This window comes from Brevundimonas sp. TWP2-1, assembly GCF_049897645.1.
Classification (GTDB): Bacteria; Pseudomonadota; Alphaproteobacteria; order Caulobacterales; family Caulobacteraceae; genus Brevundimonas.
The window spans coordinates 681,113-704,273 of sequence record NZ_JAFCWR010000002.1; the positions used below are offsets into that span (position 1 = coordinate 681,113).

General features: G+C 67.5%; 27 protein-coding genes and 1 tRNA gene. 9 read left to right on the plus strand and 19 right to left on the minus strand.

From position 1 onward, the window contains the following. Positions 1 to 14: 14 nt before the first annotated feature. The 6 genes from rpoN to ACP7BH_RS13630 form a co-directional block, all read right to left on the minus strand. Positions 15 to 1,514, minus strand: coding sequence for an RNA polymerase factor sigma-54 (gene rpoN, locus ACP7BH_RS13605; RefSeq protein ID WP_425986047.1), 1,500 nt, complete (start codon positions 1,512 to 1,514; stop codon positions 15 to 17). A 247-nt stretch (positions 1,515 to 1,761) separates the two neighbouring features. Further along, positions 1,762 to 2,556, minus strand: coding sequence for an LPS export ABC transporter ATP-binding protein (gene lptB, locus ACP7BH_RS13610; protein WP_425986049.1), 795 nt, complete (start codon positions 2,554 to 2,556; stop codon positions 1,762 to 1,764). A gap of 27 nt (positions 2,557 to 2,583) precedes the next feature. After that, the gene (locus tag ACP7BH_RS13615) at positions 2,584 to 3,072 is read right to left on the minus strand and encodes an LptA/OstA family protein (RefSeq protein WP_425986051.1); all 489 of its coding nucleotides are present in this window, start codon (positions 3,070 to 3,072) and stop codon (positions 2,584 to 2,586) included. Positions 3,073 to 3,074: 2 nt separating this feature from the next. Further along, positions 3,075 to 3,734 carry an LPS export ABC transporter periplasmic protein LptC gene (gene lptC / locus ACP7BH_RS13620; RefSeq protein ID WP_425986054.1) on the minus strand — a complete coding sequence of 220 codons (660 nt, stop codon included), beginning with the start codon at positions 3,732 to 3,734 and terminating at the stop codon, positions 3,075 to 3,077. Positions 3,735 to 3,741: 7 nt separating this feature from the next. Then, positions 3,742 to 4,356: a ribonuclease D gene (locus tag ACP7BH_RS13625; RefSeq protein ID WP_426043346.1), complete on the minus strand. Its 615-nt coding sequence runs from the start codon at positions 4,354 to 4,356 to the stop codon at positions 3,742 to 3,744. Between the two features lie 203 nt (positions 4,357 to 4,559). After that, positions 4,560 to 4,646: transfer RNA gene (locus ACP7BH_RS13630), tRNA-Leu, on the minus strand. Positions 4,647 to 4,870: 224 nt separating this feature from the next. Here ACP7BH_RS13630 and ACP7BH_RS13635 point away from each other — a divergent pair. From ACP7BH_RS13635 to ACP7BH_RS13645, 3 genes are all read left to right on the plus strand, one after another. Further along, positions 4,871 to 5,737, plus strand: coding sequence for a WecB/TagA/CpsF family glycosyltransferase (locus ACP7BH_RS13635; RefSeq protein WP_425986058.1), 867 nt, complete (start codon positions 4,871 to 4,873; stop codon positions 5,735 to 5,737). Between the two features lie 99 nt (positions 5,738 to 5,836). Continuing rightward, positions 5,837 to 7,183 (plus strand): FAD/NAD(P)-binding protein, encoded by a 1,347-nt coding sequence (locus ACP7BH_RS13640; RefSeq protein ID WP_425986060.1) that lies wholly within the window; start codon positions 5,837 to 5,839, stop codon positions 7,181 to 7,183. A gap of 57 nt (positions 7,184 to 7,240) precedes the next feature. Continuing rightward, positions 7,241 to 7,789, plus strand: a complete 549-nt coding sequence (locus ACP7BH_RS13645; protein ID WP_425986061.1) for a polysaccharide biosynthesis/export family protein — start codon at positions 7,241 to 7,243, stop codon at positions 7,787 to 7,789. Positions 7,790 to 7,796: 7 nt separating this feature from the next. Here the strand turns inward: ACP7BH_RS13645 and fliE are convergent, their stop codons facing one another. From fliE to flgB, 3 genes are read right to left on the minus strand one after another with little or no spacing between them, the layout of a single operon-like run. Continuing rightward, complete coding sequence (fliE, locus tag ACP7BH_RS13650) at positions 7,797 to 8,105, minus strand: flagellar hook-basal body complex protein FliE (RefSeq protein ID WP_425986063.1); 309 nt, start codon at positions 8,103 to 8,105, stop codon at positions 7,797 to 7,799. Between the two features lie 10 nt (positions 8,106 to 8,115). Next, a complete protein-coding gene (flgC, locus tag ACP7BH_RS13655; RefSeq protein WP_409716660.1) occupies positions 8,116 to 8,535 on the minus strand; it encodes a flagellar basal body rod protein FlgC in 420 nt (139 codons plus the stop codon). Positions 8,536 to 8,549: 14 nt separating this feature from the next. Further along, positions 8,550 to 8,954 (minus strand): flagellar basal body rod protein FlgB, encoded by a 405-nt coding sequence (gene flgB, locus ACP7BH_RS13660; protein WP_135194750.1) that lies wholly within the window; start codon positions 8,952 to 8,954, stop codon positions 8,550 to 8,552. A gap of 144 nt (positions 8,955 to 9,098) precedes the next feature. Between flgB and ACP7BH_RS13665 the strand changes: the two genes are divergently transcribed. The 3 genes from ACP7BH_RS13665 to ACP7BH_RS13675 all read left to right on the plus strand — a co-directional run bounded on the left by ACP7BH_RS13665 (position 9,099) and on the right by ACP7BH_RS13675 (position 10,747). Next, the gene (locus tag ACP7BH_RS13665; RefSeq protein WP_409716658.1) at positions 9,099 to 9,374 is read left to right on the plus strand and encodes a FliO/MopB family protein; all 276 of its coding nucleotides are present in this window, start codon (positions 9,099 to 9,101) and stop codon (positions 9,372 to 9,374) included. Between the two features lie 179 nt (positions 9,375 to 9,553). Next, positions 9,554 to 10,354 carry a flagellar type III secretion system pore protein FliP gene (gene fliP, locus ACP7BH_RS13670; RefSeq protein ID WP_135195594.1) on the plus strand — a complete coding sequence of 267 codons (801 nt, stop codon included), beginning with the start codon at positions 9,554 to 9,556 and terminating at the stop codon, positions 10,352 to 10,354. Between the two features lie 114 nt (positions 10,355 to 10,468). Further along, complete coding sequence (locus ACP7BH_RS13675; protein WP_087120554.1) at positions 10,469 to 10,747, plus strand: HU family DNA-binding protein; 279 nt, start codon at positions 10,469 to 10,471, stop codon at positions 10,745 to 10,747. A 78-nt stretch (positions 10,748 to 10,825) separates the two neighbouring features. Here ACP7BH_RS13675 and ACP7BH_RS13680 read toward each other — a convergent pair whose 3' ends face one another. Continuing rightward, positions 10,826 to 13,642: a tetratricopeptide repeat protein gene (locus ACP7BH_RS13680; protein WP_425986065.1), complete on the minus strand. Its 2,817-nt coding sequence runs from the start codon at positions 13,640 to 13,642 to the stop codon at positions 10,826 to 10,828. Positions 13,643 to 13,997: 355 nt separating this feature from the next. Here ACP7BH_RS13680 and ACP7BH_RS13685 point away from each other — a divergent pair, with 355 nt between their 5' ends. Together ACP7BH_RS13685 and ACP7BH_RS13690 are read left to right on the plus strand one after the other, a co-directional pair. Beyond that, positions 13,998 to 14,387, plus strand: coding sequence for a DUF983 domain-containing protein (locus ACP7BH_RS13685; protein WP_159846369.1), 390 nt, complete (start codon positions 13,998 to 14,000; stop codon positions 14,385 to 14,387). A gap of 233 nt (positions 14,388 to 14,620) precedes the next feature. After that, positions 14,621 to 14,992: a hypothetical protein gene (locus tag ACP7BH_RS13690; RefSeq protein WP_425986067.1), complete on the plus strand. Its 372-nt coding sequence runs from the start codon at positions 14,621 to 14,623 to the stop codon at positions 14,990 to 14,992. Positions 14,993 to 15,003: 11 nt separating this feature from the next. On the opposite strand, the gene ACP7BH_RS13695 is transcribed toward ACP7BH_RS13690, so the two are convergent. From ACP7BH_RS13695 to folP, 5 genes are all read right to left on the minus strand, one after another. Next, the gene (locus tag ACP7BH_RS13695) at positions 15,004 to 15,525 is read right to left on the minus strand and encodes a nucleotidyltransferase family protein (protein WP_425987076.1); all 522 of its coding nucleotides are present in this window, start codon (positions 15,523 to 15,525) and stop codon (positions 15,004 to 15,006) included. 50 nt (positions 15,526 to 15,575) lie between these two features. Then, positions 15,576 to 16,412 (minus strand): bifunctional hydroxymethylpyrimidine kinase/phosphomethylpyrimidine kinase, encoded by an 837-nt coding sequence (gene thiD, locus ACP7BH_RS13700; RefSeq protein WP_425986069.1) that lies wholly within the window; start codon positions 16,410 to 16,412, stop codon positions 15,576 to 15,578. Continuing rightward, positions 16,409 to 16,753 (minus strand): DMT family transporter, encoded by a 345-nt coding sequence (locus ACP7BH_RS13705; protein WP_425986071.1) that lies wholly within the window; start codon positions 16,751 to 16,753, stop codon positions 16,409 to 16,411. The genes thiD and ACP7BH_RS13705 overlap by 4 nt, the downstream gene beginning before the upstream one ends. 42 nt (positions 16,754 to 16,795) lie before the next feature. Next, positions 16,796 to 17,152: a DMT family protein gene (locus ACP7BH_RS13710; protein WP_425986073.1), complete on the minus strand. Its 357-nt coding sequence runs from the start codon at positions 17,150 to 17,152 to the stop codon at positions 16,796 to 16,798. A gap of 65 nt (positions 17,153 to 17,217) precedes the next feature. Next, on the minus strand, positions 17,218 to 18,054 hold the full coding sequence (folP, locus tag ACP7BH_RS13715) for a dihydropteroate synthase (RefSeq protein WP_425986075.1): 837 nt from the start codon (positions 18,052 to 18,054) through the stop codon (positions 17,218 to 17,220). A gap of 207 nt (positions 18,055 to 18,261) precedes the next feature. Between folP and ACP7BH_RS13720 the strand changes: the two genes are divergently transcribed. Then, a complete protein-coding gene (locus ACP7BH_RS13720; protein WP_425986077.1) occupies positions 18,262 to 18,678 on the plus strand; it encodes a GreA/GreB family elongation factor in 417 nt (138 codons plus the stop codon). On the opposite strand, the gene ACP7BH_RS13725 is transcribed toward ACP7BH_RS13720, so the two are convergent. From ACP7BH_RS13725 to ftsH, 4 genes are all read right to left on the minus strand, one after another. Continuing rightward, positions 18,675 to 18,971, minus strand: coding sequence for a winged helix-turn-helix domain-containing protein (locus tag ACP7BH_RS13725; protein WP_425986079.1), 297 nt, complete (start codon positions 18,969 to 18,971; stop codon positions 18,675 to 18,677). The two genes, ACP7BH_RS13720 and ACP7BH_RS13725, sit on opposite strands and share 4 nt — an antisense overlap. Positions 18,972 to 18,974: 3 nt before the next feature. Beyond that, entirely contained in the window at positions 18,975 to 19,628 is a 654-nt protein-coding gene (locus tag ACP7BH_RS13730; RefSeq protein ID WP_425986081.1) for a hypothetical protein, read from the minus strand. A 63-nt stretch (positions 19,629 to 19,691) separates the two neighbouring features. Further along, entirely contained in the window at positions 19,692 to 20,909 is a 1,218-nt protein-coding gene (locus ACP7BH_RS13735; RefSeq protein ID WP_425986083.1) for an acyltransferase family protein, read from the minus strand. A 270-nt stretch (positions 20,910 to 21,179) separates the two neighbouring features. Further along, positions 21,180 to 23,138 carry an ATP-dependent zinc metalloprotease FtsH gene (ftsH, locus tag ACP7BH_RS13740; protein ID WP_425986084.1) on the minus strand — a complete coding sequence of 653 codons (1,959 nt, stop codon included), beginning with the start codon at positions 23,136 to 23,138 and terminating at the stop codon, positions 21,180 to 21,182. Between the last annotated feature and the right edge of the window lie 23 nt (positions 23,139 to 23,161).

Below are 23,161 nucleotides of genomic sequence, written 5' to 3' on the forward strand. Positions count from 1 at the left end.
TTTGTGGTTACGCTTCAGGCGGTCTTCATCATCCTGCGGCGCTCGACGGACGATGGAATTCTCAACGCTTCCCGATATTTGGCGACCGTCCGGCGGGCGATGTCGATGCCTGTTTCCTTCAGGATTTCCACAATCTTGTCGTCGGACAGGACGTCGCCTTCCAGGCCCTCGCCGTCGATCATCGACTTGATCCGGTGACGGACGGCCTCGGCCGAATGGGTCGACGCCCCGTCCACCGACTGGATGGCGGCGGTGAAGAAGAATTTCAGCTCAAACACGCCGCGCGGGGTGGCGATATATTTGTTCGAGGTGACGCGGCTGACCGTCGATTCGTGCATGCCGATGGCGTCGGCGACGGTCTTCAGATTCAGCGGTCTCAGGAACTCGACGCCGAAGGCCAGGAAGGCGTCCTGCTGGCGCACGATCTCCGACGACACCTTCAAAATGGTCTTGGCCCGCTGGTCCAGCGACTTGACCAGCCAGTTGGCCTGGGCGGCGCAGTCGGCGACGAAAGTCTTTTCCGTATCGGACCGCGCGCCCGCCTGAACCAGCCCATGATAGCGCTTGTCCACCAGCAGGCGCGGCAGGGTGTCGGCGTTCAGCTCGACGCGCCAACCTCCGGCCGGATCGGGCCGCACATGGACGTCGGGCACCACCGTCTGGGCCGGCTCTCCGCCGAAGCCGGCGCCGGGACGCGGCGTTAGAGCCCTCAACTCGGCGATCATGTCGGTCAGGTCTTCGCCGTCGACGTCGCAGACCTTCTTCAGGGCCGCCAGGTCACGCCTGGCCAGCAGGTCCAGATTGTCCAGCAGGGCCGCCATGGCCGGATCGAATCGATTGCGCTCGATCAGCTGCAGCTTCAGGCATTCCGGCACCGACCGCGCCATGACGCCCGTCGGCTCGAACCCGTGGCACACGGCCAGCACCGCCTCGATCCGCTCCAGCGGCACGCCCAGACGGTCGGCGAACTCGGCCAGCTCGCCGCGCAGATAGCCGCCCTCGTCCGTCGCATCGATCAGGGTCAGGGCGATCCCGTGATCGGAAGGCGAGAAGCCGGCCGAGGAGGCCTGGGCCTGAAGATGCTCCCACAGGGTGGGCTCGTGCGTGTCGGGCCGTTCGCCGTCGCCCTCGAACATCTGGCCGCCCTTGCCGGCGCTGGACCAGTCCGACAGACCCGGCTGGGCCTCGTCGGTCATCCGGTCGCTGGTGCGCTCGCCCGGCGCCGCGTCGCCATAGACATCGTCGGAGCCGGCGTCCATCGAGGCCACGGACTCATGCCCGACCCCGTCGCCGAAAGACATTTCGCCGTCGGACGCCGCCTCGACGCGCTCGACCGGCTCGGGCGTCTCGCCCTCCGGCTCCTCGCGTTGCAGCAGCGGATTGCGTTCCAGCTCGGCCTCGACGAAGTCGTCCAGCTCAAGATTCGACAGTTGCAGCAGCTTGATCGCCTGCTGCAGCTGGGGCGTGATGACCAGCCCCTGCCCCTGCCTGATCTCTAACCTTTGCCCGATCACGTTCGAAATCTTCCCGCCCGACCGCCGAGTGGCCCGGAACTTGCTGGGGCAGAATGTCGCCTAAACGGTTAACGCCAGACGAACGTCGTGCGATCGCCCTTCTCCCCTTGCGGGAGAAGGTGGTCCAAAGGGCCGGATGAGGGGTCGGTTCGGCCTCGAACATCTGCGATCAGATGACGGCGTGACCCCTCATCCGACCTCGCTGCGCTCGCCCACCTTCTCCCGCAAAGGGAGAAGGGAAATCAGATCAAATGTAGTTTTCGCCCAGATACACCCGGCGCACTTCGGCGTCGTGGACCGCCTCGTCAGAGGTGCCTTCGAACAGCACGGCGCCGTTCGAGATGATCGAGACCCGGTCGGTGATGTCCAGGGTCTCGCGCACATTGTGGTCGGTGATCAGCACGCCGATGCCCTGGCTGGCCAGATAGCGGATCACGGTGCGGATGTCGGCGATGGCCAGGGGGTCGATGCCGGCGAAGGGTTCGTCCAGCAGCATGAAGGACGGCCGCCCTGCCAGGGCGCGTGCGATCTCCACCCGCCGACGCTCGCCGCCCGACAGGGCCGTCGCCCCGGCATGGCGCAGGTGGTCGATGTGCAGTTCGTTCAGAAGCCGGTCGGTCTCGGCGCGGATCTGGTCGCGCGGATAGTTCAGCTCGACCACCGCCTTGACGTTCTGCTCCACCGTCATGCCGCGGAAGATCGAGGCTTCCTGCGCCAGATAGCCCAGGCCCATGCGGCTGCGCTGGTACATCGGCTGGCCGGTGATGTCCTCGCCGTCCAGCCAGATCGTGCCCGAGTCCGGCGGGATCAGGCCGGTGATCATGTAGAAACAGGTCGTCTTGCCCGCGCCGTTGGGACCCAGCAGGCCCGCGACCTCGCCGCGCTGCACCGTCAGGGACACATCGCGCACCACCTGACGCGGCCCGAAGGACCGGGCGAGGTTCAGCACCCGCAGACCCTTTTCCGCAGGCGAGACCACCGGCTGCGGCGTCGTCGCCGGCCGGTCGTCCAGGTTCAGGGCTGACAGTTCCTTGCGCGCCAAATGCTCAGGTCCAGACGGCCGACGGCCTCAGTTTGCGTTGGGGTAGAAGACGCCCTGCACGCGGCTTCCGGCGGCGCCGCGCGGCGCGCCGTCCATGCGGGCGGCCTCGGTGTTGATGTTGTAGACCAGGCGCGAGCCGGTCAGCACGTTCTTGCCCTGGGTCAGGACCACATTGCCCGTCACCACGATCTCGCCATTGCCCAGATTATAGACGGCGCGATCGCCGCGCATCGACTGATCCGGGGTCACGAAATAGACGGTTCCGGCGGCCTCCGCGCGCTCCAGATCGCCGCCCGCGCCGCTGACCAGGGTCAGGGTGTCGGCGCGAAAACGGTTGCCGCCCTGCGTCGCTTCGGCTCGTCCCCTGAGAATGATGCGGTTGGGGCCATATTCGACCGAGTCCGCGCCATAGGCCACGGGCTGGTTGCCCGTTTGTGATTGCGCGTCGCCGACGGCCGGCAGAGCCACGACCGTCACGGCCGCGACCGTCGCCAGAGTCTTTGAAATCTTCGTCATGATCATCCGCCAGACCCCTTGGGCGTCAGCACGCCCATCACCTTGTTGTCGCCCGCGCCGTCGAACACGACGCGCTGTCCCTGATCATAGATCGCATAGGACGATGCGTTGATGGTTCCAATAGGGCCGGAACCCTGAACGCCCTTTGAACCGGTGACGTTTCCGGTCGAGGTGTCGACCACCGCCTCGGGCGTGGTCAGGACGAAGCCGGTGCCGCCATCCGAGATCCGCACGTTCGGGCCGATCGTCACGGTCTTGGCCTGCTCGTTATAGGTGCCGCCGTCGGCGGTCAGCTCGGTCACTTTGCGCCCGCCCAGGTTCAGCTTCAGCGCCGGACCGATCAGGCGGAAATGGCCGGTGGCCGGATCGCGCACCGCCCCCTGGGCGCCGACGGTGAAGGCCCGGCCCTGGGCGTCCTGACCGTGGAACAGGGGACTGTCCAGACGGACTTCCTGGCTCTGGCTGGCCTTGCGCTCCACCCCCGACATCACGGTGCGGAACACGGTCCAGGTCAGGGCGCCGCCTGCCAGCACCAGGATGATGATCGGCAGCACCCGGCGATACAGCTTCACCCGCCGCGAGCGCGCACGCCAGCGGGCGCCGGCCAGGGCGACCCTGGCCTCGTCGGCCTCGATGCGGGACTGTTCGCCGGGTTCGGTCAAGCGCGCCTCAGCTGTGGGCGAAGATGTCGATCTCGTCCCAGCCGGCGAGGTCGAGCGCCGAACGGGTCGGCAGGAAGTCGAAACATTGGGCGGCCAGCTCGGCGCGGCCCTCGCGCGCCAACATCAGGTCCAGCTTGGCCTTGGCCGCGTGCAGATACAGGACATCCGACGCGGCGTAATCCAGCTGCGCCTGGCTCAGCGTCTCCGCGCCCCAGTCCGACGACTGCTGGGCCTTGGACAGGTCCACGCCCACCGTCTCGCGCACCACGTCCTTCAGTCCGTGGCGGTCGGTATAGGTCCGCGCCAGCTTGGAGGCGATCTTGGTGCAATAGACCGGCCGGGTCTCGACCCCGAGGTGCAGCAGGAACATGCCGATGTCGAACCGGCCGAAGTGGAAGATCTTGGTCACCCCCGGATCGGTCAGAACCCGCTTCAGGTTCGGACAGTCGTAGCCCGGCCGATTCAACCGCACGACATGGGCGTTCCCGTCGCCGGACGACAGTTGCACCACGCACAGCGGATCGCGGCGGAAGCGCAGGCCCATGGTCTCGGAATCGATGGCGACCTCGGACCCCAGGTCCAGGTCGTCGGGCAGATCGCCCTCGTGCAGGTAAACGGTCATGCTCTGGCTCTTACACGGCGAACGCGCCGCGCGAAACGGGCTACCGCATTGCCGAACCGCCTGCGTCCCCATTCGCGAAACGGCCTCAAGCAGTCGAGCGCCGCGCGCGAGACGATAGGCCACAAAAAGTGGCGCCGCGCGCGATGCGATAGGCCAAAAAGAATGAAAGCGCCGCACCGTTCGGTGCGACGCTTTCAATAATATGGTGCCCAGAAGAGGACTCGAACCTCCACGGCCGTTAAGCCACTGGCACCTGAAGCCAGCGCGTCTACCAATTCCGCCATCTGGGCCCCGTCGGCAGCGCCTTGCGGCGTTTCCATCGGGAAGGCGCGGACCTCTAAGGCAGCGAAACGACGGGGTCAACAGAGGTTTTTCGCCGCGTGTCGTTTTATTCCGCAAGCGGCGCTTCAAGCCTTGCCGCATCGCCTTTTCGATCCGCGTTCGGCGGCGACTTAACGCCTGCTAAGCCTGTTTTCTAACCCCGTCTTGAGCCCGGGCCGCCTACAACCGCCCCATGGCGGACCCCTCTCTCAGCCCCCACACGCCCGAACGCCGCGCCAAGCCGCGCGCGCCGTTTCGCCAGCGCCGCCGCGCCCACGAGCGGGTGTCCATTCTCGGTCAGCCTGTCGATCTGGTGAAGCCCGAGGAGGTGCTGCACCATGTGCAGCAGGCGGTGCTTCAGGGCGCAAAGAGCCTGATCGCCAACCATAATCTGCACAGCCTGTATCTGATCCAGAAGCGCCCGGAATTGGCCGGCTTCTACGATCGGGCCGATCTGATCGAGGTCGATTCCACCCCCCTGCTGTGGTTCTCGCGCGCGCTGGGCCTGCACAGCCGGGGCTTTCACCGCTGCACCTATCTGGACTGGCGCGATCATTTCTGGAGCGTGGCGAACCGCGAGGGCTGGCGCGTCATGTCCATCGGCGGTGCGCCCGGCGTCGGCGACGAGGCGGCCCGCAGGCTGACGGCCCGCTATCCCGGCGCCGACATCGCCATCCACCACGGCTTCTTCGACGCCCATCGCGACGGGCCCGAGAACGCGGCCGTCCTCGCCCAGATCAAAGCCTTCCAGCCGCACATCCTGTTCGTCGGCATGGGAATGCCGCGCCAGGAGCTGTGGATCGACGACAACTTCGAGCGCCTGCCCGATTGCGTCATCCTGTCGGTCGGCGCCGCCTTCGACTATGAGGCGGGCGTTCAGAGCGCGGCGCCCCGCTGGATGGGGCGGGCCGGAATCGAATGGGCCTATCGCCTGTTTCACGATCCGAAACGCCTGTTCGTCCGCTACTGCGTCGAGCCCTGGACCCTGCTGCCCCTGGCCCTGCGCGACATCCGCGACGCCCGCCGCCGCCGCGCCGAAGACCTGCCGGCCAAATCCTAATCACGTTATTCCTACTGGTCAGATAGGTTTTTATCGCCATGATCCGACCCCGCCCGCCGTGTTCTATCGACACGGACGCAAACCGGAACGGGGACGCCAGTGCCGCAGCAGAATGGACCGCATGTCGCCATCGTCGGCGCGGGTTTCAGCGGCCTTCTGACCGCCGTCAATCTGCTCAAGGCCTCGCCCGACGTGCGCGTCACCCTGATCGAACGACGCGGCGTCTTCGGTCCCGGCACCGCCTATGACACCGGCAATCCCGGCCATCTGCTGAACGTGCGGCTGGACAATATGAGCGCCTTTCCCGACCAGCCGGGTCATCTGGCCGACTGGCTGGCGGAACAGCCGTCATGGCGCGCCCAGGACGGCTTCATCACCCGCGGCGTCTATGGCGAATATCTGCGCTTTCTGCTGGACGAGGCGCTGGACGACGCGCCCGACCGGCTGACCCTGATCGGCGGCGAGGCCCGCTCCATCGATCGTCAAGGCGATACCTGGCATATCGCTGCCAGCGACGGAGAGGTCACGGCCGATCAGGTGGTGCTGGCCCTGGGCAATCTGGAACCCGCCTCGCCCCCCGGCGTCGAGGCCGAGGTTCGGAACTCTCCCGCCTATATCGAGAACCCCTGGCGGTTCGATCCCCAGTCGGTCGGCGACGCGCGCAACGTCCTGCTGATCGGTTCAGGCCTGACGATGGTGGATGCGGCCCTGACGCTGCGCCGACCGGGGCGACGGCTGACCGCCCTGTCGCGTCACGGCCTCCTGCCCCGCGCTCATGCCACCGTCCCGCCAGCGCCCTTCGTCGGCGCCTTCTCCGGCAGCCCCGCCCAGATCCTGCGACAGGTCCGCGCCGCCACGGCCGAGGCCGACTGGCGTGCGGTGTTCGACCGCCTGCGCCATTCCGCCCGCGACATCTGGCGCGGGTGGTCGCAAAGCCAGCGTAGCCGCTTCCTGCGCCATCTGCGCCCCCTGTGGGACGTGCATCGCCACCGCCTGTCGCCCGGCGCGGCCCGTGACATCCACTCCATGCTGGCCGGCGGCGAACTGACCATCCTGGCCGGCAAGCTGACCGAGCTGAAGACCACCGACGTAATCGAGGTCTCCTGGCGGCCGCGCGGGAAGAAGCGCGCCATCCGTGACCGGTTCGACCTGGTGGTCAACTGCACCGGCCCGCTGGGCGTTATCGGCAAGAGCACCGAGCCGATGATCCGCGACATCCTCGACAAGGGCTACGGCCGTCCTGATCCTCTTGGCCTAGGCTTGCAGGTGGATGACGACGGCGGTCTGCTGGACGGCGCGGGCGCACCGGCGCAGGGCCTGCACGCCATCGGCCCCCTGACGCGCGGCGCCTTCTGGGAGATGACCGCCGTGCCCGACCTGCGCGGCCAGGCCCGCGATCTGGCGCAAAGAATTCTAGGACGGGACATCCTGTCGGATCGGTCCTAGACCCAAACAACCGACGCGTTTAGCCTCCACACCCAGGCAATGGGAGGGAGGGCCGACATGCGGCGAGGACTGCGCACCGGCATGACCGGCCTGGCCCTGATGTTCGCCTTGGCGTTCGCCCTGGCCGGCTTCGCGCCTCAAACGGTCTCGGACTATCGTCTGGCCTCCGCCGACAAGGTGCGCATCGACGTCTTCGGCGAGGAGGCGCTGGGTGGCGAGTTCGTCGTCAACGCCGAAGGCAAGGTCGCCCTGCCCCTGATCGGCGAAGTCCAGGCCGCCGGCCTGACGGTCGCCCAGCTTCAGGACGCCGTCACTCAGGCCTTGAGCCAGGGCTATCTGAACCAGCCGCGCGTCATGGCCCAGGTCCTGACCTATCGGCCCATCTACATCCTGGGCGAGGTCAACCGGCCGGGCGAATACCCCTATGTCCCGGACCTGACGGTGCTGAACGCCGTGGCGACGGCCCAAGGCTTCACCTACCGCGCCAATGCGCGCCGGGTCTTCGTCCGCCGCGCAGGTTCACAGACCGAAGAGCCTCAGCCGCTGACCGCCGACACCCGCGTCTCGCCGGGCGACACCCTGAGGATCGGCGAACGCTACTTCTGAGCCGCCCTCAGATCGGCATCGCCATGATTTCCTTGTAGGCGGAAATCACCTGGTCGCGCACCGAGATCACCGTCTCCAACGACGCCTCGGCCGAGCTGAGCGCGGTCACCACGTCGATCAGATTGCCCTGCCCCTGGACCGATTTCGTCATCTGGGTCTCGGCCGCACGCGACTGCTGGGTCATGTCAGTCATGGCGTTCTTGACCAGGTCGGCGAAGCCGCCGTCGCCGGGCGCTTGCGCTGCGCCGGAAAGCCCGGTCGGCATGGCGCCGCCCTGGACGGCGGCATAGGCCTTGGCGGCCATCATCGGGTTCATGGCCTAGTCCTCAGCGTTTGATGATGTCGAGGGTGCGGCTGTCCATCGACCGCGCCGTCTCGATGACGTTCAGATTGGCCTCATAGGCGCGCTGCGCCTCGCGCATGTCCATGGCCTCGACCAGGGTGTCCACGTTCGGCCGCATCACATAGCCCTGGGCGTTCGCGGCCGGGTGCGACGGGTCGTAGTCCATCTTGAACTCACCCTGGTCGGGCCGGACCTCGGCCAGGGTAACCCCCGTCGCCCCGTCGACCTCGCGCGCCTGGAAGACGGGAATCTGGCGGCGATAGGGCTCGCCGCCCGGGGTGCGGGCCGTCGACTGGGCGTTGGCGATGTTCTCGGCGATGACGCGCATGCGCGACTGCTGGGCCTTCAGGGCCGAGGCCGCCACGGCCATGGTGCTGTTCGAGGGCGCGATGGGATCAGGCATGGGTCAGTCCTTCTTCAGCCGCCGGGCCGCTTGGCGGCCATGCGGATCATGGACATGGATTTCTGGTAGAAGCCGATGGCGGCGTCATAGGCCATGCGGCTCTCGGCCATCTTCAGCATCTGCTCCTCGACCACGACCGAGTTGCCGTCCAACGTGGTCTCCGAATCGGGCGACTTGGTCGGATCGAACCGCACAGGCGACCCCGCGGGCGCGATATGGGCGGCGTTGGTGCGCACCATCTGCAACCCCCCGCCCGACCGCATGGCGGCGGCGAAGTCGGTCGGCTGCTTCAGGTCGCGGCCGACGAAGCCCGGCGTATCGGCGTTGGCGACGTTCTCGGCGATGACGCGCTGACGCTCGTCCAGCCAGCCAAGCCGGCCCTTGATCTGCCCCAGCAGCGGTATGTCGGCGACGCCCATGGCGATCTCCCGTGCGACGCGGATGCGCGCAATGGGCAGAAAATGCCGCCTGCATGGTTAATAACCTCTTATCTCAACGCCTCGTTAACCGTGGTGGTTAACATTCGCCTTCTAAGCGCCGACTGCGCGGGGCCTCAAAGCGTCATGAATTTCCTCGATCTCGTCCGGGCGGTCTTCGGCCTGGCCTTCACCCTCGGCCTGATCGGGATCGTGGCCTGGGCCGCGCGCCGCTATGCGCCTCAGCTGCTGGCCAAGCTCAGCGCCGAACGCGGCGCCCGCCGGCTTCAGGTGGTCGAGACCCTGGTCCTGGATCCCGCCCGCCGCCTGGTCCTGGTCCGCGTCGATGACGAGGAACGGCTGATCCTGCTGGGCGAAGGTCGCGAGCTGATCGAACCGCGCCAGACCGGAGTGGGCAAGTGAGCCGCCGCAACACCCCTCTCCCTCCCCGCTCCGGGGAGGGTCGTCGCGCAGCGACGGGGTGGGGGCGGCCTGGCAAGGCCGCACTACCGGAGGCAGGACAGGTCCGTGATGCGTCGCCCTGCCGCCCCCACCCGGCCTCGCGCCGCTCGGCCACCCTCCCCCGCCGGGGGAGGGAGAGCATCTTCAACACCCCCACGGGCGCAGAGATCAAACGCGCGGCCCTGCTGTCGCTGTTCACCACCCTGGTGTGCCTGGCCTGGCCCGTCGCGGCCCTGGCCCAGCAGGCGGCTCAGAGCGGTTCGGCGCTCAACATCGACCTGGGCACCGGCGCCGGCCTGACCCAGCGCGTGGTCCAGCTGGTCGGGCTGATGACCGTGCTGTCGCTGGCGCCGTCCATCGTCATCATGACCACCAGCTTCGTGCGGATCATCGTCGTCCTGTCGCTGTTGCGCACGGCGCTGGGGATGCAGCAGTCGCCGCCGAACGCCGTCCTGGTGTCCCTGGCGCTGTTCCTCAGCGCCATCGTCATGGCCCCAACCTGGCAGGACGCCTATGATTCGGGCATCCGCCCGCTGATGGATCAGCAGATCGAACTGCCCCAGGCCTTCGATCTGGCGTCGGAACCCGTGAAAACCTTCATGCTGGCCCAGGTGGACCGCGGCGACCTCGCCCTGTTCACCCGCCTCAGCAACATCGAACCGCCCCAGAACGTCCAGGAACTGCCCCTGCGCGTGGTCACCCCGGCCTTCATGATCAGCGAGCTGAAGAAGGCGTTCGAAATCGGATTTCTCCTTTTCGTTCCGTTCCTTGTGATCGATCTGGTGGTGGCCAGCGTGCTGATGTCCATGGGTATGATGATGCTGCCTCCGGTGGTGGTGTCCCTGCCGTTCAAGTTGATCTTCTTCGTGCTGGTGGACGGCTGGCGACTGGTCGCCGGAAGCCTGGTCGAGAGCTTCCAGCGAGCGTCCGGTACCGGATAATCCCCCGGCCCATATGGCTTTCAGCGTCATAGACGCTTGCAAAGCCCGTCAAAATCCGTGTTGATCCCCCGGTCCTCGCCCTGAATCGGGCGACTAACACTGGAAACGCTTCTTATGACCACTCAAGCCGAACTGATCGCCGCCGTCGCCAAAGACGCCGGTGTCTCGCAGGCCGACGCCGGCAAGGTGCTGACCGCCATCGTCGAAAACATCCACTCGACCCTGAAGTCGGGCGGCGACATCCGCATCTCGAACCTGGGCGTCTTCGACACCGCCGCCCGCGCCGAGCGCGAAGGCCGCAACCCGGCCACCGGCGCGACCATCAAGATCGCCGCCTCCAAGGCCGTGCGCTTCCGCGTCTCCAAGCCTCTGAAGGACGCCGTCAACGGCTAAGCCCTTTCGGTCCTGCGATGCAGGATCGGCAAAGCTCGACGGGCGGGGGTCGCGATGCGATCTCCGCCCGTTTTCTTTTCAGGCGGCGGCTTTCGCTTCCGCTTCTTTTCTGAACGCCTGTTTGGCGCTGTTGACCCAGCCGACGAAGGTGTCCGCCTGGCTGGACAGGTTGGCGAAGTCGCCCGTCCCCGCCACGCCCGACAGACTGTCGTCCAGCGCGACGCGGATGGCTGGACCCGACCGCGCCCCGGCGACGAAGGGCGCATAGCGGCCGCTCAGCCTTTGCAGCGCGGCCCGGTCGCCGCTCAGCGAATAGCCCACGCCCGCCCGGATCAGCCAGCTTTCCTCGGCCGGCGTCAGCGCCCCCGCCGCCTTGTACCGTTCGCCCAGCCGCGCCTCATAGACCGGCGCCGCATCGGCCCATTTCTGCTGCTTCCAGAAGATGTCGGCCCGCACCTCGCGCGCCGGGTTCGACTGGTCGCGATCCAGCACCTCCTGCGCATGGTCGAACCGGCCCAGGTCCATCAAGGCGCGGGCCTCCAGCGCCCGGCGCTCGCTGTTCATCGCGGCGGGCAACAGGGTGGTGCGCGAGCCCCAGATGGCCTGCAGCGCCTTCTCCGGCTGGCGATCCATCAGATAGACGGTGGCCAGATTGGTGGCGACCTGGGCCTTGGCCACCCCGTCCAGCCGCTCGTCCACCTGGTGTTTCAGCAGTTCGGCGGCCTGGTCCAGCAGGTCGACGTCGATCAGGCGGCGCGACAGGCGGCGCACCATCTCGTCGCCGTCGGCCCCGATGGGCGTCAGTTCGCGGAAATCATAGAACAGCGCCAGCGCCTGCACCGGCTGCAACCCGTCCGCCGCCCCTTCCAGGAACAGGGCGCGGAAGGCGTTGGACTGGTCGGCCTGAACCTCGGCCGCGCCCGGCACGCCCGCCATCCGCTTGCCGGCCCCGCGCAACGCATCCAGCGCCTCGCGGTATCGCCCCTGTTGCAGATAGATGCCCGACAGCTTGCGCACGACCGCCATCTCGGTCGCGTCCCCGCGCCAGCGCCACTTCAACTGTTCCAGTTGCGCCGTCGCCTGATCCGGCGTGATCGCGCCCTTGTCCAGCTCCAGGCTGATGGCCCCCAGTTTGGCCGGCGTCGCGATCCCGTCCAGCGGGGCGCGCGCCACGGCCTTGTAGATCGCCAGCGCCCGGTCCTTGTCGCCGTTCAGGTCGAACATCCGCGCCTGCACCAGCCGCGCCGTCAGTTGATCGACCGCCGGGGCATCCTGGCTGAACACATAGGCCAGCAGCTGCTGGGCGGCGGGCAGGTCGTTCAACTGTATGGCCGCCATGGCGTGGGCCGCGCCGAACCGCGCGCGCCATTCCTTGGGGAAACTGTCGATTACCGAGGCCCCCGCGGCGAAGTTCCTGCGCGCCCCCTCCCAGTCGCCCATCTCCGAGGCGATATAGCCCAGCCAGACCTTGGTCGCCGGGTCGTTGGTCAGGGCGGCGCCCGAGAAATCGACCTGGGCCTCTTCCAGCCGTCCTATGCCGACGCGCGCCACGCCGCGCAGGCCCCGCACCTCCGGTTCGCCCTGCAAATTGGGCGCCTTGGCGATCAGGGCGTTCAGCACGCCGATGGCCTCATAGTTCAGGCCCGACCCGACCAGGAACCGCGCCAGCGCCATCCGCGCCTCGATCGGGGCGCGAGGATTGTCGCTCGCCGCGATGGTTTCCAGCCCCGCCGCGTCCTGCAGCCGGCGATAGCGATCGGAGAATCCCGCCTCGCCCGTTGTCGCCCAGGTTTCGTCGGTCAGCGCCGGATAGGCCGCCCGCTTCGGCGCGTCGGCCGCCTGGTCGCCGGTCTCCAGCCCCGCCGTCGGCGCCGACAGCGTCAGCCCCTTGGGCCGGCTCAGCGTCACCAGATCGCCCGCCGCCTCGATCTTCAGATCATCGGCCCCGGTCTCGACCGCCAGGCCTTGCGCCGTCGGGATCAAGGTCAGGTCGACCGTGCGGCGCCCGCCCGCATACCCCTTGCCGGGCGCCAGCGCCGTCACCGCCGCGAATCGGTCCCCGACCAGCGGATCGGTCAGCCAGATCGCCTTGGTCGCCCCGGCCATCTGCGCCACCAGCACCGGCGCGCCGTCGTCGGAACGATCCACCTCGACGCCCTCGACCGCCGCCTGGACCCCGCCGAGGGTGACGGTCCAGGTTCCGCCCTGGCCCTGCGCCGAAACGCCCAACCCTTCGGGCGCGGCGATCCGCATGGCCGTATAGCCTGGCCCCGCCGCCCAGTGCGCGTCCTTGGCCGGTCCCAGAGCCTTCGCCCCGGTCATGTCCATGCGCGCGGCCGTGTCGAACACGATCCACACCGCATCGCCCCGGCGGAAGACGGCGGCCCCCACGGGCGCCCCCCAGTCGAAGGTCAGGACGGTCTTCTGTTCGCTGGATTCGGCCCGCACCGGCACGACGGCCTTGGTCGTCTGCGGCGCGGCCGCGTCGCCGCCTTCCGGCGCCTTGCCGGGCGCATAGAGGTTCAGCCACACCGCACCGTCCGCGACGCCGGAGCGGGCGTCCGCCCCCTCCTCCAGCGTCAGGATCAGGTCCGTGCCGCCCGCCCGCGCCATGCGCGTCTCGACCGACTTCACCCCTGTGGGCGGATCGACCCTCAGGCGCGACACGTCGGGCGCGGCCGTCGTGCCCATCCGCACCACGACCTTGTCGCCCTCGCGGCTGACGCGTGAGCGCACCCCGATGACGCCGCCGAATTCGACGCGGGTGAAGGTGTCGTTCTGGCCGATGCTGATCGACAGCGGATCGCGCGACCGGCCGACTTCCTGGGCCAGCGGCGCCATGGGCGCAAACACGACGGCGCCCGCCGTGGCGGCGGCCACAGTCGTCTTCAGCATGCGCTTGGTCGGCGAGGCACCGGACATATCTCCCGACCCATGCCCCACAAGGCCTTTAATCGCGGTTAACCGACGTTGACCGTAGTTCTACGGATCTGACGCGTTTTCCTTTCGTCATCCTCCGGCGAGCGCAGCGAGACCGGGGGGCCCAGCGGCGCGCGCGAGCGCGAACCTGTCGCGGTTTTTATCTTTCGGCATGGTGCAGCGGACGCATCGCCTTCGGCGCCGCTGGGTCCCCCGGTCTGCGCCGCGAAGACGCGGCTTGCCGGAGGATGACGAAAGAAGAGGCGCCAGTGAACGATAGGACAACCGGTCCACGCGACAGGACCGCCTTCAGGGCGCATAAGGTGGTCCCATGACCGATTACCCTCGCCTCAGCACCCTCAAGACCGGCCTGGCCTGTCGTTGCCCCCGCTGTGGCAAGGGGCCTCTGTTCAAGGGTTATCTGACGCTTCAGACCGACTGCCCCGAATGCGGCCTCAGCTACGCCTTCGCCGACCCGGCGGACGGCCCGGCGTTCTTCGTCATGTCGGCGGTGGGGATCATCGGCATGATCCTGCTGATGGTGTTCGACTTCACCGTCCACCCGCCGATCTGGGTTCATCTGGTCGTCACCCTGCCGATCCTGATCGCCATGTGCCTGGGCTGCCTGCGCCCGTTCAAGGCCTGGCTGGTCGCCGAACAATACATCCACAAGGCCGCCCCGCCCGAGTTCTCCTCGAACGGCAAGCACGGCCCGTTCTAAGGGAAGCAGCCCCGCGACGCCTGGAGTTAGGCAGGCCGATCTGGAGCCACAGAGCAACGCAACTCTGTTTGTATATTCGGGCTATTTGGCCCTTAACTGCTTTCATGGTCGAAGCTGATCTCCCGCCCGCGTTACGGTCTCCTTGGGCGAGATTCGTCCTCCGCAACTGTGCACAAGAGATCCTGGGAATTGATGTAGAGCGTCGCTGGGCGGACGATCTTCTGACCCTTGGGATGACCTCGGACGCCGTTGTCGCTCTCGCCATCCTGCGCGATGAGGAGTGGCAGGAAGCTGCAACACTGGTCGATGCGATCCTTCGAGAGTTGTCCATCGACCCCACTGACAAGCCGGGCCTGCTGAGGATCATTCGATCCCAGATCGCTTTGGCCATCGAAAATGGAGCCGACCCCAAGGCGCAGGTGAGGGACGGCCTGCTGCTCGCTTCGGAGTTCTTCGATCTGCCCGGCTACAGCGGCGTGCTTGATGTCTTCTACTGGATCGATGACGAGTTCGACCTCGTGGAGTCTGGCATCAGGATCGACCCAAGCCTTCAGGAGCTTGGCCCTAAGAACTGGGCCTTAAAGCAGCTTCGCGAGCAAAAGTAGCTGCGTGCATATCAGACCTGAAGAACGGTCAACTCGGGCCAGCGTCCCTGTGCATTCTCGATGGTCCTAGCCCAACCCCTGGCCAGCGGCCGGTTCGGATTGGGCCGGATCGTCATCGCGAACACGTCCTCCAGCCCGAACGGCGCGGCGATGCTGATCGCATCGTCGGCCTCCAGCCGCACCCCGACCGCGAAGGTCGGCGCCACGAACCGCCCCAGGGCCTCGTCCGTCGATCCCAGCGCCTCATAGGGTTCGCCGAACCGATCCTGGAACCACAGATGCACCCGCGCTTGGTTGCGCACCTCGACCTGGCTGCGGAACGGTTCGTCGAAGGCGGCGGCGACGCGTTTGATGACGACGTCCTCGGCCTCGTAGGACAGGTCCGACCCGTCGAAATAGGCCAGGTCGTAATCCTTCACCCCATACCCCGCCGGCCGACCCGTCTTCACATTCCACACCGCCTGATAGACCGCCCCCGACACCAGCCGCCAATCCGGCAGATCCAGCGCCCGCACCGTCGTCAGCACATGCATCAGCCCGGCGTCGGCGCGCACGATGTCGGCCAGCCGCGCCTCCAGATCGCTCACCCCCGCACCGGCCAGCCGTGATCCAGCGGCCCGTGGCCGCCGCCCAGGCCGGGCGCGCGGCGGATGGCCTCGCCGACATAGGCCCAGGCTTCGGCCACCGCGACCTCCAGCGGCCGCCCCAGCGCCAGCCCGGCCGCGCAGGCGCTGGCCAGGGTGCAGCCGGTGCCGTGGGTGTGGCGGGTGTCGATCCGTTCGGCCTCCAGCACCGTTTCGCCGTCGCCGGTCATCAACAGGTCGATCACCGTCGGCCCCGACACATGGCCGCCCTTCATCAGCACCGCCCGCGCGCCCATCGCCAGCAGGGCCTCGCCCGCCCGCCTCTGGCCGTCCAGATCGTGGACGGCGAACCCGGTCAAGGCCTCGGCCTCGGGCGCATTGGGCGTCAGCAGGGCCGCGCGCGGGATCATCAGCGATTTCACCGCCTCGACCGCCGCATCGGGCAACAGCGGATGGCCGCCCTTGGCCACCATGACGGGATCGACCACGGCCGGGGCGTCGGCTTCGTCCAGCAGGGCGGCGACCGTCTCGACCACCTCGACAGAGCCCAGCATGCCGGTCTTGAACGCATCCGTGCCGATGTCTTCCAGCACCGCCCGCGCCTGGGCCGCGATCAGGTCCAGCGGCAACGGATAGACGCCGTGAACCCCCAATGTGTTCTGCACCGTGATGGCCGTGATGGCGGTGGCGGCGAACCCGCCCATCATGGTCACCGCCTTGATGTCGGCCTGGATGCCCGCGCCGCCGCCGCTGTCGGACCCCGCCAGGATCAGCACCCGGCCCATGTTTCTGGCGCTACCGCCGCCCGCGCGGCGGGCGTCTGCTTGAGCGCTCATGCCGCCGCTCCCGAAAACAGTTTCAGCCCGACGATGCCCGCCACGATCAGCAGGATGCACACCGCCTGCACCGCCGTCGCCGGCTCGCCATAGACCAGTATCCCTACAACGGCCGCCCCGACGGCCCCGATGCCGGTCCAGACCGCATAGGCCGTGCCGATCGGCAGCTTCTGCGTGGCGACCCACAACAGGACCATGCTGCCTGCCAAGGCGACCAGCACCCCCAGCGAGGTCCACGGCCGGCTGACGCCCACATTCTTGAGACCCGAGGCCCACAGGACCTCCAGCAGACCGGCGACGACCAGCGTCGCCCACGGATTGATCGACATCACCCAGGACATGACGACCAGATGGAACAGGCCGCCGTCATGAGCAAGCCGCGATCAGGCTCCGAGCGGCCCCTTGAAGATGAAGAAGGCGCCCAGGCCGATGAAGGCGAACCCGACCAGATGGTTCACCGTCAGCTTCTCGCCCAGATACAGCACCGAGAAGCCGGCGAAGACCAGCAGGGTGATCACCTCCTGCATCGTCTTCAGCTCCGCCGCCGAATAGACTTGATGGCCGATCCGGTTGGCCGGCACCGCCAGCCAGTATTCGAAGAAGGCGATGCCCCAACTGGCCATGACCAACAGCCACAGCGGCTTGTGATCGAACTTCAGATGTCCGTACCAGGCGAAGGTCATGAAGACGTTCGACAGGGCCAGCATGACGATGGGGGCGATGTAAGAGGTCAGGGGCATGGACGCGGACCCAGGTTGTTGCTTTCGCCGCCTCTACACCAGCCGCGACCAGACGTCGCGGGGCTTCAACCCGCCGCCATCACCGCCGCCTGGACCTTCAGCGCCTGCACCGTCTCGCGCACGTCGTGGACCCGCACCATCCGCGCGCCCCGCCGCACGCCTTCCAGCGCCAGGGCCAGCGACCCGCCCAGCCGGTCGGTCGCCAGGGTCGCCGTCTGATCGATCGCCTGGATCGTCCGCTTGCGGCTGGCGGCATACAGCACCGGGAACCCCAGATCGACCAGCGCCCCCAACCCCGCCGTCAGCGCCAGATTGTGGTCCAGCGTCTTGCCGAAGCCGATGCCGGGATCCAGCCAGATTCGCTCGCGCGCCACGCCCGCCGCCATCGCCGCCTCGGCCCGCCCGCGCAGATAGTTCCGCACCTCGGCCACCACGTCGTCATAGCGCGGGTCCGCCTGCATCGTCCGCGGTTCGCCCTTCATGTGCATCAGCACCACGTCGCACCTCAGCTCGGCCGCGACCGCCGCACTGTCGGGCGCCTGGCCCAGCGCCGTCACATCGTTCCACATCGTCGCCCCGGCCGCGACAGCGGCGCGCGCCACGGCCGGCTTCATCGTGTCGATGCTGATCACGCCGTCCCACCGCGCGCGGATCGCGGCGACCACCGGCGCGACCCGGTCGATCTCCTCGCCCTCGCCCACCGGCTCGGCGCCCGGTCGCGTGCTCTCGCCGCCGATGTCCAGCACATCCGCCCCCTCGGCGACCAGCCGCAGGGCCTGATCCACCGCGCCTTGCGTCGAGGCCCACCGCCCGCCGTCCGAGAAACTGTCGGGCGTCACGTTGACGATCCCCATCACCTGCGACAAGGCGGCCGTCCGCGCGGTTTGACTTTCATGGGCCATGGGACCAGCCTCTAGCCGTGATCACTCAGCCCGTCAGCCAGGCTCGACGCCTTTCTTACGCAGGACGCCTCGTCGCAGGCGACTGACCCGGAACGGCCGCGCGCCTTTCGCCCCGTTCCGGGCATCGATCCACCCCCTGAAAACCGCCAGCGCCCTCGCCGTCATGTCACGGCGTGCGGACGCTCGCGATCAAGCGAGAGACCTTCCATGACCCCCTCCACCGCCACATCCGCCCGTCCCGACATCTTCCTCAGCGCCGATGACTTCGACGCCCTGTCCCGCCTCGTGGGCGACATGCCCGGCGAGGGCGTCGCCGGACTGCTGCAACAAGAGCTTGAGCGCGCCATCGTCTGCACCCCCGGCGACCGCCCGTCCGGCGCCACCCCGCTTCACCGCTGGCTGCACTATATCGACAGCCGCTCGCCCGAGCCGCGCCGCATCCAGATCGTCCTGCCGCATCAGGCCGACATCGACGCCGGCAAGGTCTCGGTCCTGTCGCACGTCGGCGCAGGCCTGATCGGCCTGGTGGAAGGCCACACCATCGACTGGACCGACCCCTCGGGCGCGGAACGCCGACTGACGCCGGTCATGGTAGAGCACCCGGAAACACTCGGCGGCGACTAACGCCCGATCAGTCCGCCCAACGCCTCCAGATAGGCGGCGAAGGCCTTGCGGCCGGCGGGCGTGATCGACACGCGGGTCAGAGGCTTGTTGTTCACGAAGCTCTTGGCCACGGCGACATAGCCCGCCTCCTCCAGCTTCTTGATATGGACGGACAGATTGCCTTGCGTCGCCTCCAGCACCGTCTTCAACTCGGTGAAGTCGGCGGCCTCGGCGTCGGCTAAATAGACCATGATCCCCAGCCGCATGCGGCCGTGGATGACCTCGTCGATCCTGCCGAGATCGTTCAGCCCCATGGATCAGCCGGCGTCCGCATCGACGGCGCGCGTCTGCAAGGCCGCGCGCGTCATGATCCAGCCCGGCCCGGCGAAGAGGGCGAACAGGGCGGCGGTGCAGACATAGAGGTAGATCACCGGCTCGCGCACCAGCAGCCCCAGCGCCACGGCCGTGATCCAGCCCCCGATCGAAGCCGCCAGCATCCAGGGCTTCTTCCTGAGGTTCCAGGCCACGAACCAGGCCGCCGCCTGCAGGGCGAAGATCATCGCCGGATAATAGAGCCAGACGGCGAAATCCTTGTCCCGCGCCGCGCCGACGCCGAACACGATGATGATCGCCAGGTTCGCCATGCCCGCCCCGCTGAAGGCCGCATTCAGGGTCCGGGTCACGATGGGCCCCGCCGTCCCGATCTTGCGATCCTCTCGGATGGCCCAGGTCAGCACGATCAGGAAGGCCACGGTGATCCCGATCACGAAGGCCAGATTGGCCAGGCCCGGCCAGCGCACCCAGCCGACGGCCTGGCCGACGTGGAACAGGCACTGCAGCCCGTACAGCAGGCCGCCGGCTAAATAGGCCACGCCCAGCGTCAGGGTCGCCTTGGGATTGTTTCCGCCCTGAACGATGGCCTTCAGAAAGGCCAGGTCGGCTTCGGGCGTGCTGCGGGACTTGTCGGACATCGGCGTGATTCCTGTGCGACCGGCGCACGTTCTCGGATGAACGCCGCCGTCGGGGTTGGCAAGCTATTCGGCGGGGACCAGGGCGGGCGTCGGCTTGTTGCGCCACGGCACGCGTCGCCCGTTCAGCCAGCGGCCCATGAAACTGTGGCGGATCAGCAGTTCGTACGAGACCAGGCAGACGGCGAAGACGCCCAGCGAAACGCCGGCCAGTTTCAGCCCCCACGGGCCGGCCCAGTCCTGCACCCAGACCTGGGCCAGCATGACCAGCGGCAGGTGCACGATATAGACCCAGTAGGAGGCGTCCGAGAGGTAGCGCCGGACCGGGCTGCGTCCCGACAGGAACCGCAGGCACAGCCCCATGGCGGCCAGGGCCGAGGCATAGACCGCCAGGGCCGTCACGGCGGCGGCCAGCGCCTTGGCGCCGGTCGGCGCGGTCATCGGCGCAATGTTCGGTCCGCCCGCCAGGACATAGGCGGCGACGCCCGAGATCGCCGCCACGATCAGGAACAACGGCGACCATCTGGCGATCCGCCCCAGCAGGTCGCGCCGACGATCCAGCATGAAGCCCAGACCGAAGGCGAGGCCGAACCCGACCAGGGCCGAGGTGTGCGGGATCACGCCCGCATCCGGCGTCGGCACGGCGAAGAAGGCGATCCATTTCGGGTCCAGCCACAGGGCCAAGGCCAGCGGCGCGGCCAGCCCGACGGGCGTCCAGGGTCCGACCAGGCCCCCGGTGATCGTGTCCAATACCGGCCCCAACCGCCCCTTGCGATCCACCGCAGAGAAGACCGCGCGAAGGATCAGCACGGCGGCGTAGAACAGCGTCAGCACCCACAGGAACCACAGATGGGTCAGCGGAAAGTTGGTCCAGTCGTAGGTCGGCGGCGGGGGCGGCGGCGCGCCCGGCGTGACAAGACCGTTGGCATGGGCGTTCCAGACCAGGGCCAAGACGATCCCCGCCATGACCGGAAACCAGAAGGCCGCCAACGGCCCGGCGATCCGCATCGCCCGATCCTTGGCGAACCCGATCCAGCCCCGCCGCGCAAGCATCATATGGGCGAACAGGCCTGCGATCAGGAAGAAGGCCGTCATCCGAAACAGATGGATGGCGAAAAACAGCCACGCCGCGCCGATCGACCGACTGTCGTCCGCCACGATCCAGATCTGCTGCGGGAAGAAGGACAGGCTGGCGTGCAGCACGACGCCAAGCAACAGCGCACCGCCCCTCAACGCATCGAGCCCGTGCAGCCGCTCGGCTTGATCCCTTCCAGACACCGACATGACGCCCCCTCCTCAGATTGAGAGCACCATATGTCATAGACTTGTCTGTAATACAAACTTGTTCGTCACACCTACGCCGTCACCCTCGGGCTCGACCCGAGGGTGACGGCGTGGCCGCATTTCGTCAAAGGCGCCGCAGAGCCCGATCCGCAGCCGATCCTCGGGTCGAGCCCGAGGATGACGGCGTAGAGAGAGGGCATCGTCCCAAAGAAAAACCCGCCGGGAGATCGCTCTCCCGGCGGGCTTCTTCATTTAGACCTGAACCTCGGTTCAGTGAACCGTCGGCACGCTGGTCGCGGCGGGGGCGGCGACCGGCACCTCGATGTCGGTTCCGTCCGACACCGGCGTCACCGGCACCGAGACCGAAGGTCCGGCGTTGGGGAAGTTGTTCTCGTCGCGGTTCGGCGCGACGCCCTTCTCCAGCAGGTCCTTGATCTCCTCGCCCGACATCGTCTCGTATTCCAAGAGGGCCTGGGACAGTTTCTCGTGGTCCTCGGCCTTGGTGGTCAGGATGCGACGCGCATCGTCCCAGCCTGCGGACACCAGACGACGAACCTCTTCGTCGATGGTGCGGGCCGTCTCTTCCGAGACGTTCTGGCTGCGGGCGACCGAGTGGCCCAGGAAGACCTCTTCCTGGTTCTCGCCGTAAGCCACCGTGCCCAGCTTCTCGGAGAAGCCCCAGCGGGTGACCATGGCGCGGGCCAGTTTGGTCGCCTGTTCGATGTCCGACGAGGCGCCGGAGGTGATGTTCTCCTTGCCGAAGATCAGTTCCTCGGCCACGCGACCGCCGGCCATGATGGCGATCCGGTCGATCATCTGCTGGTATTTCATCGAATAGCGGTCGCCTTCCGGCAACTGCATGACCATGCCCAGCGCCCGGCCGCGCGGGACGATGGTCGCCTTGTGGACAGGGTCGGCCATCTTGACGTTCATGGCGACGATGGCGTGACCGGCCTCGTGATAGGCGGTCAGGCGCTTTTCTTCCTCGTTCATGGCCATGGAGCGACGCTCGGCGCCCATCAGCACCTTATCCTTGGCGTCTTCGAAGTCACGCTGGGTGACCATGCGACGATCCTTGCGGGCCGCCGTCAGCGCCGCCTCATTGACCAGATTGGCCAGGTCGGCGCCCGAGAAGCCGGGCGTGCCGCGCGCGATGGTCTTGGTGTTGACGTCGGCGGCGAGGGGCACGTCCTTCATGTGGACGCGCAGGATGCGTTCGCGGCCCGAGACGTCCGGATTCGGCACCACCACCTGACGGTCGAAACGGCCGGGACGCAGCAGGGCCGGGTCCAGCACGTCGGGACGGTTGGTGGCGGCGATCAGGATGATGTTCTCGGAGGCTTCGAAGCCGTCCATCTCGACCAGCAGCTGGTTCAGCGTCTGTTCGCGCTCGTCGTTGCCGCCGCCCAGGCCGGCGCCGCGATGACGACCGACGGCGTCGATCTCATCGATGAAGATGATGCAGGGCGCATTCTTCTTGGCCTGTTCGAACATGTCGCGAACCCGCGACGCGCCGACGCCGACGAACATCTCGACGAAGTCCGAGCCCGAGATCGAGAAGAAGGGCACGCCGGCTTCACCCGCGACCGCACGGGCCAGCAGCGTCTTGCCGGTGCCGGGAGGGCCCACCAGAAGCGCGCCCTTGGGGATCTTGCCGCCCAGGCGCTGGAACTTGCCCGGATCCTTCAGGAAGTCGACGACCTCCTGCAGTTCGTCCTTGGCCTCGTCCACGCCGGCCACGTCGTCAAAGGTTTTGCGGCCCTTGTGCTCGGTCAGCAGCTTGGCCTTGGACTTGCCGAAGCCCATGGCGCCCTTCGCCCCGCCCTGCATCTGGCGCATGAAGAAGATCCACACCCCGATCAGCAGCGCGATCGGCAGGATGCCCAGCAGCAGGCTCATCCAGATCGACTGGCCGCCCGACTTGGCGTCGATCTCGACGTTGGCCGCCAGCATCTGGGCCACCAGCTGTTCGTTGGGATAGACGGTCGTGGAGGTGAAGCGGTCGCCGTTCTTCAGCTCGCCGTTCACCTTGTCCAGACGGATGGTGACTTGCTTGACGTCGCCGGCGTTCACCCGCTGCACCAGTTCGGAATAGCTCATCACTTCGGGTTTGCCGCCGGGCGGCTGGCCCGCCACGCCATTCATGGCCCCGCCTTGGGACAGGGCGGCGTAGCCTGCCAGAAGCGCCAGGATGATCACGCCGGTGATCGCCAGATTACGCAGGTTCATTGAGGTCCTCGGTCGTCCGCGAA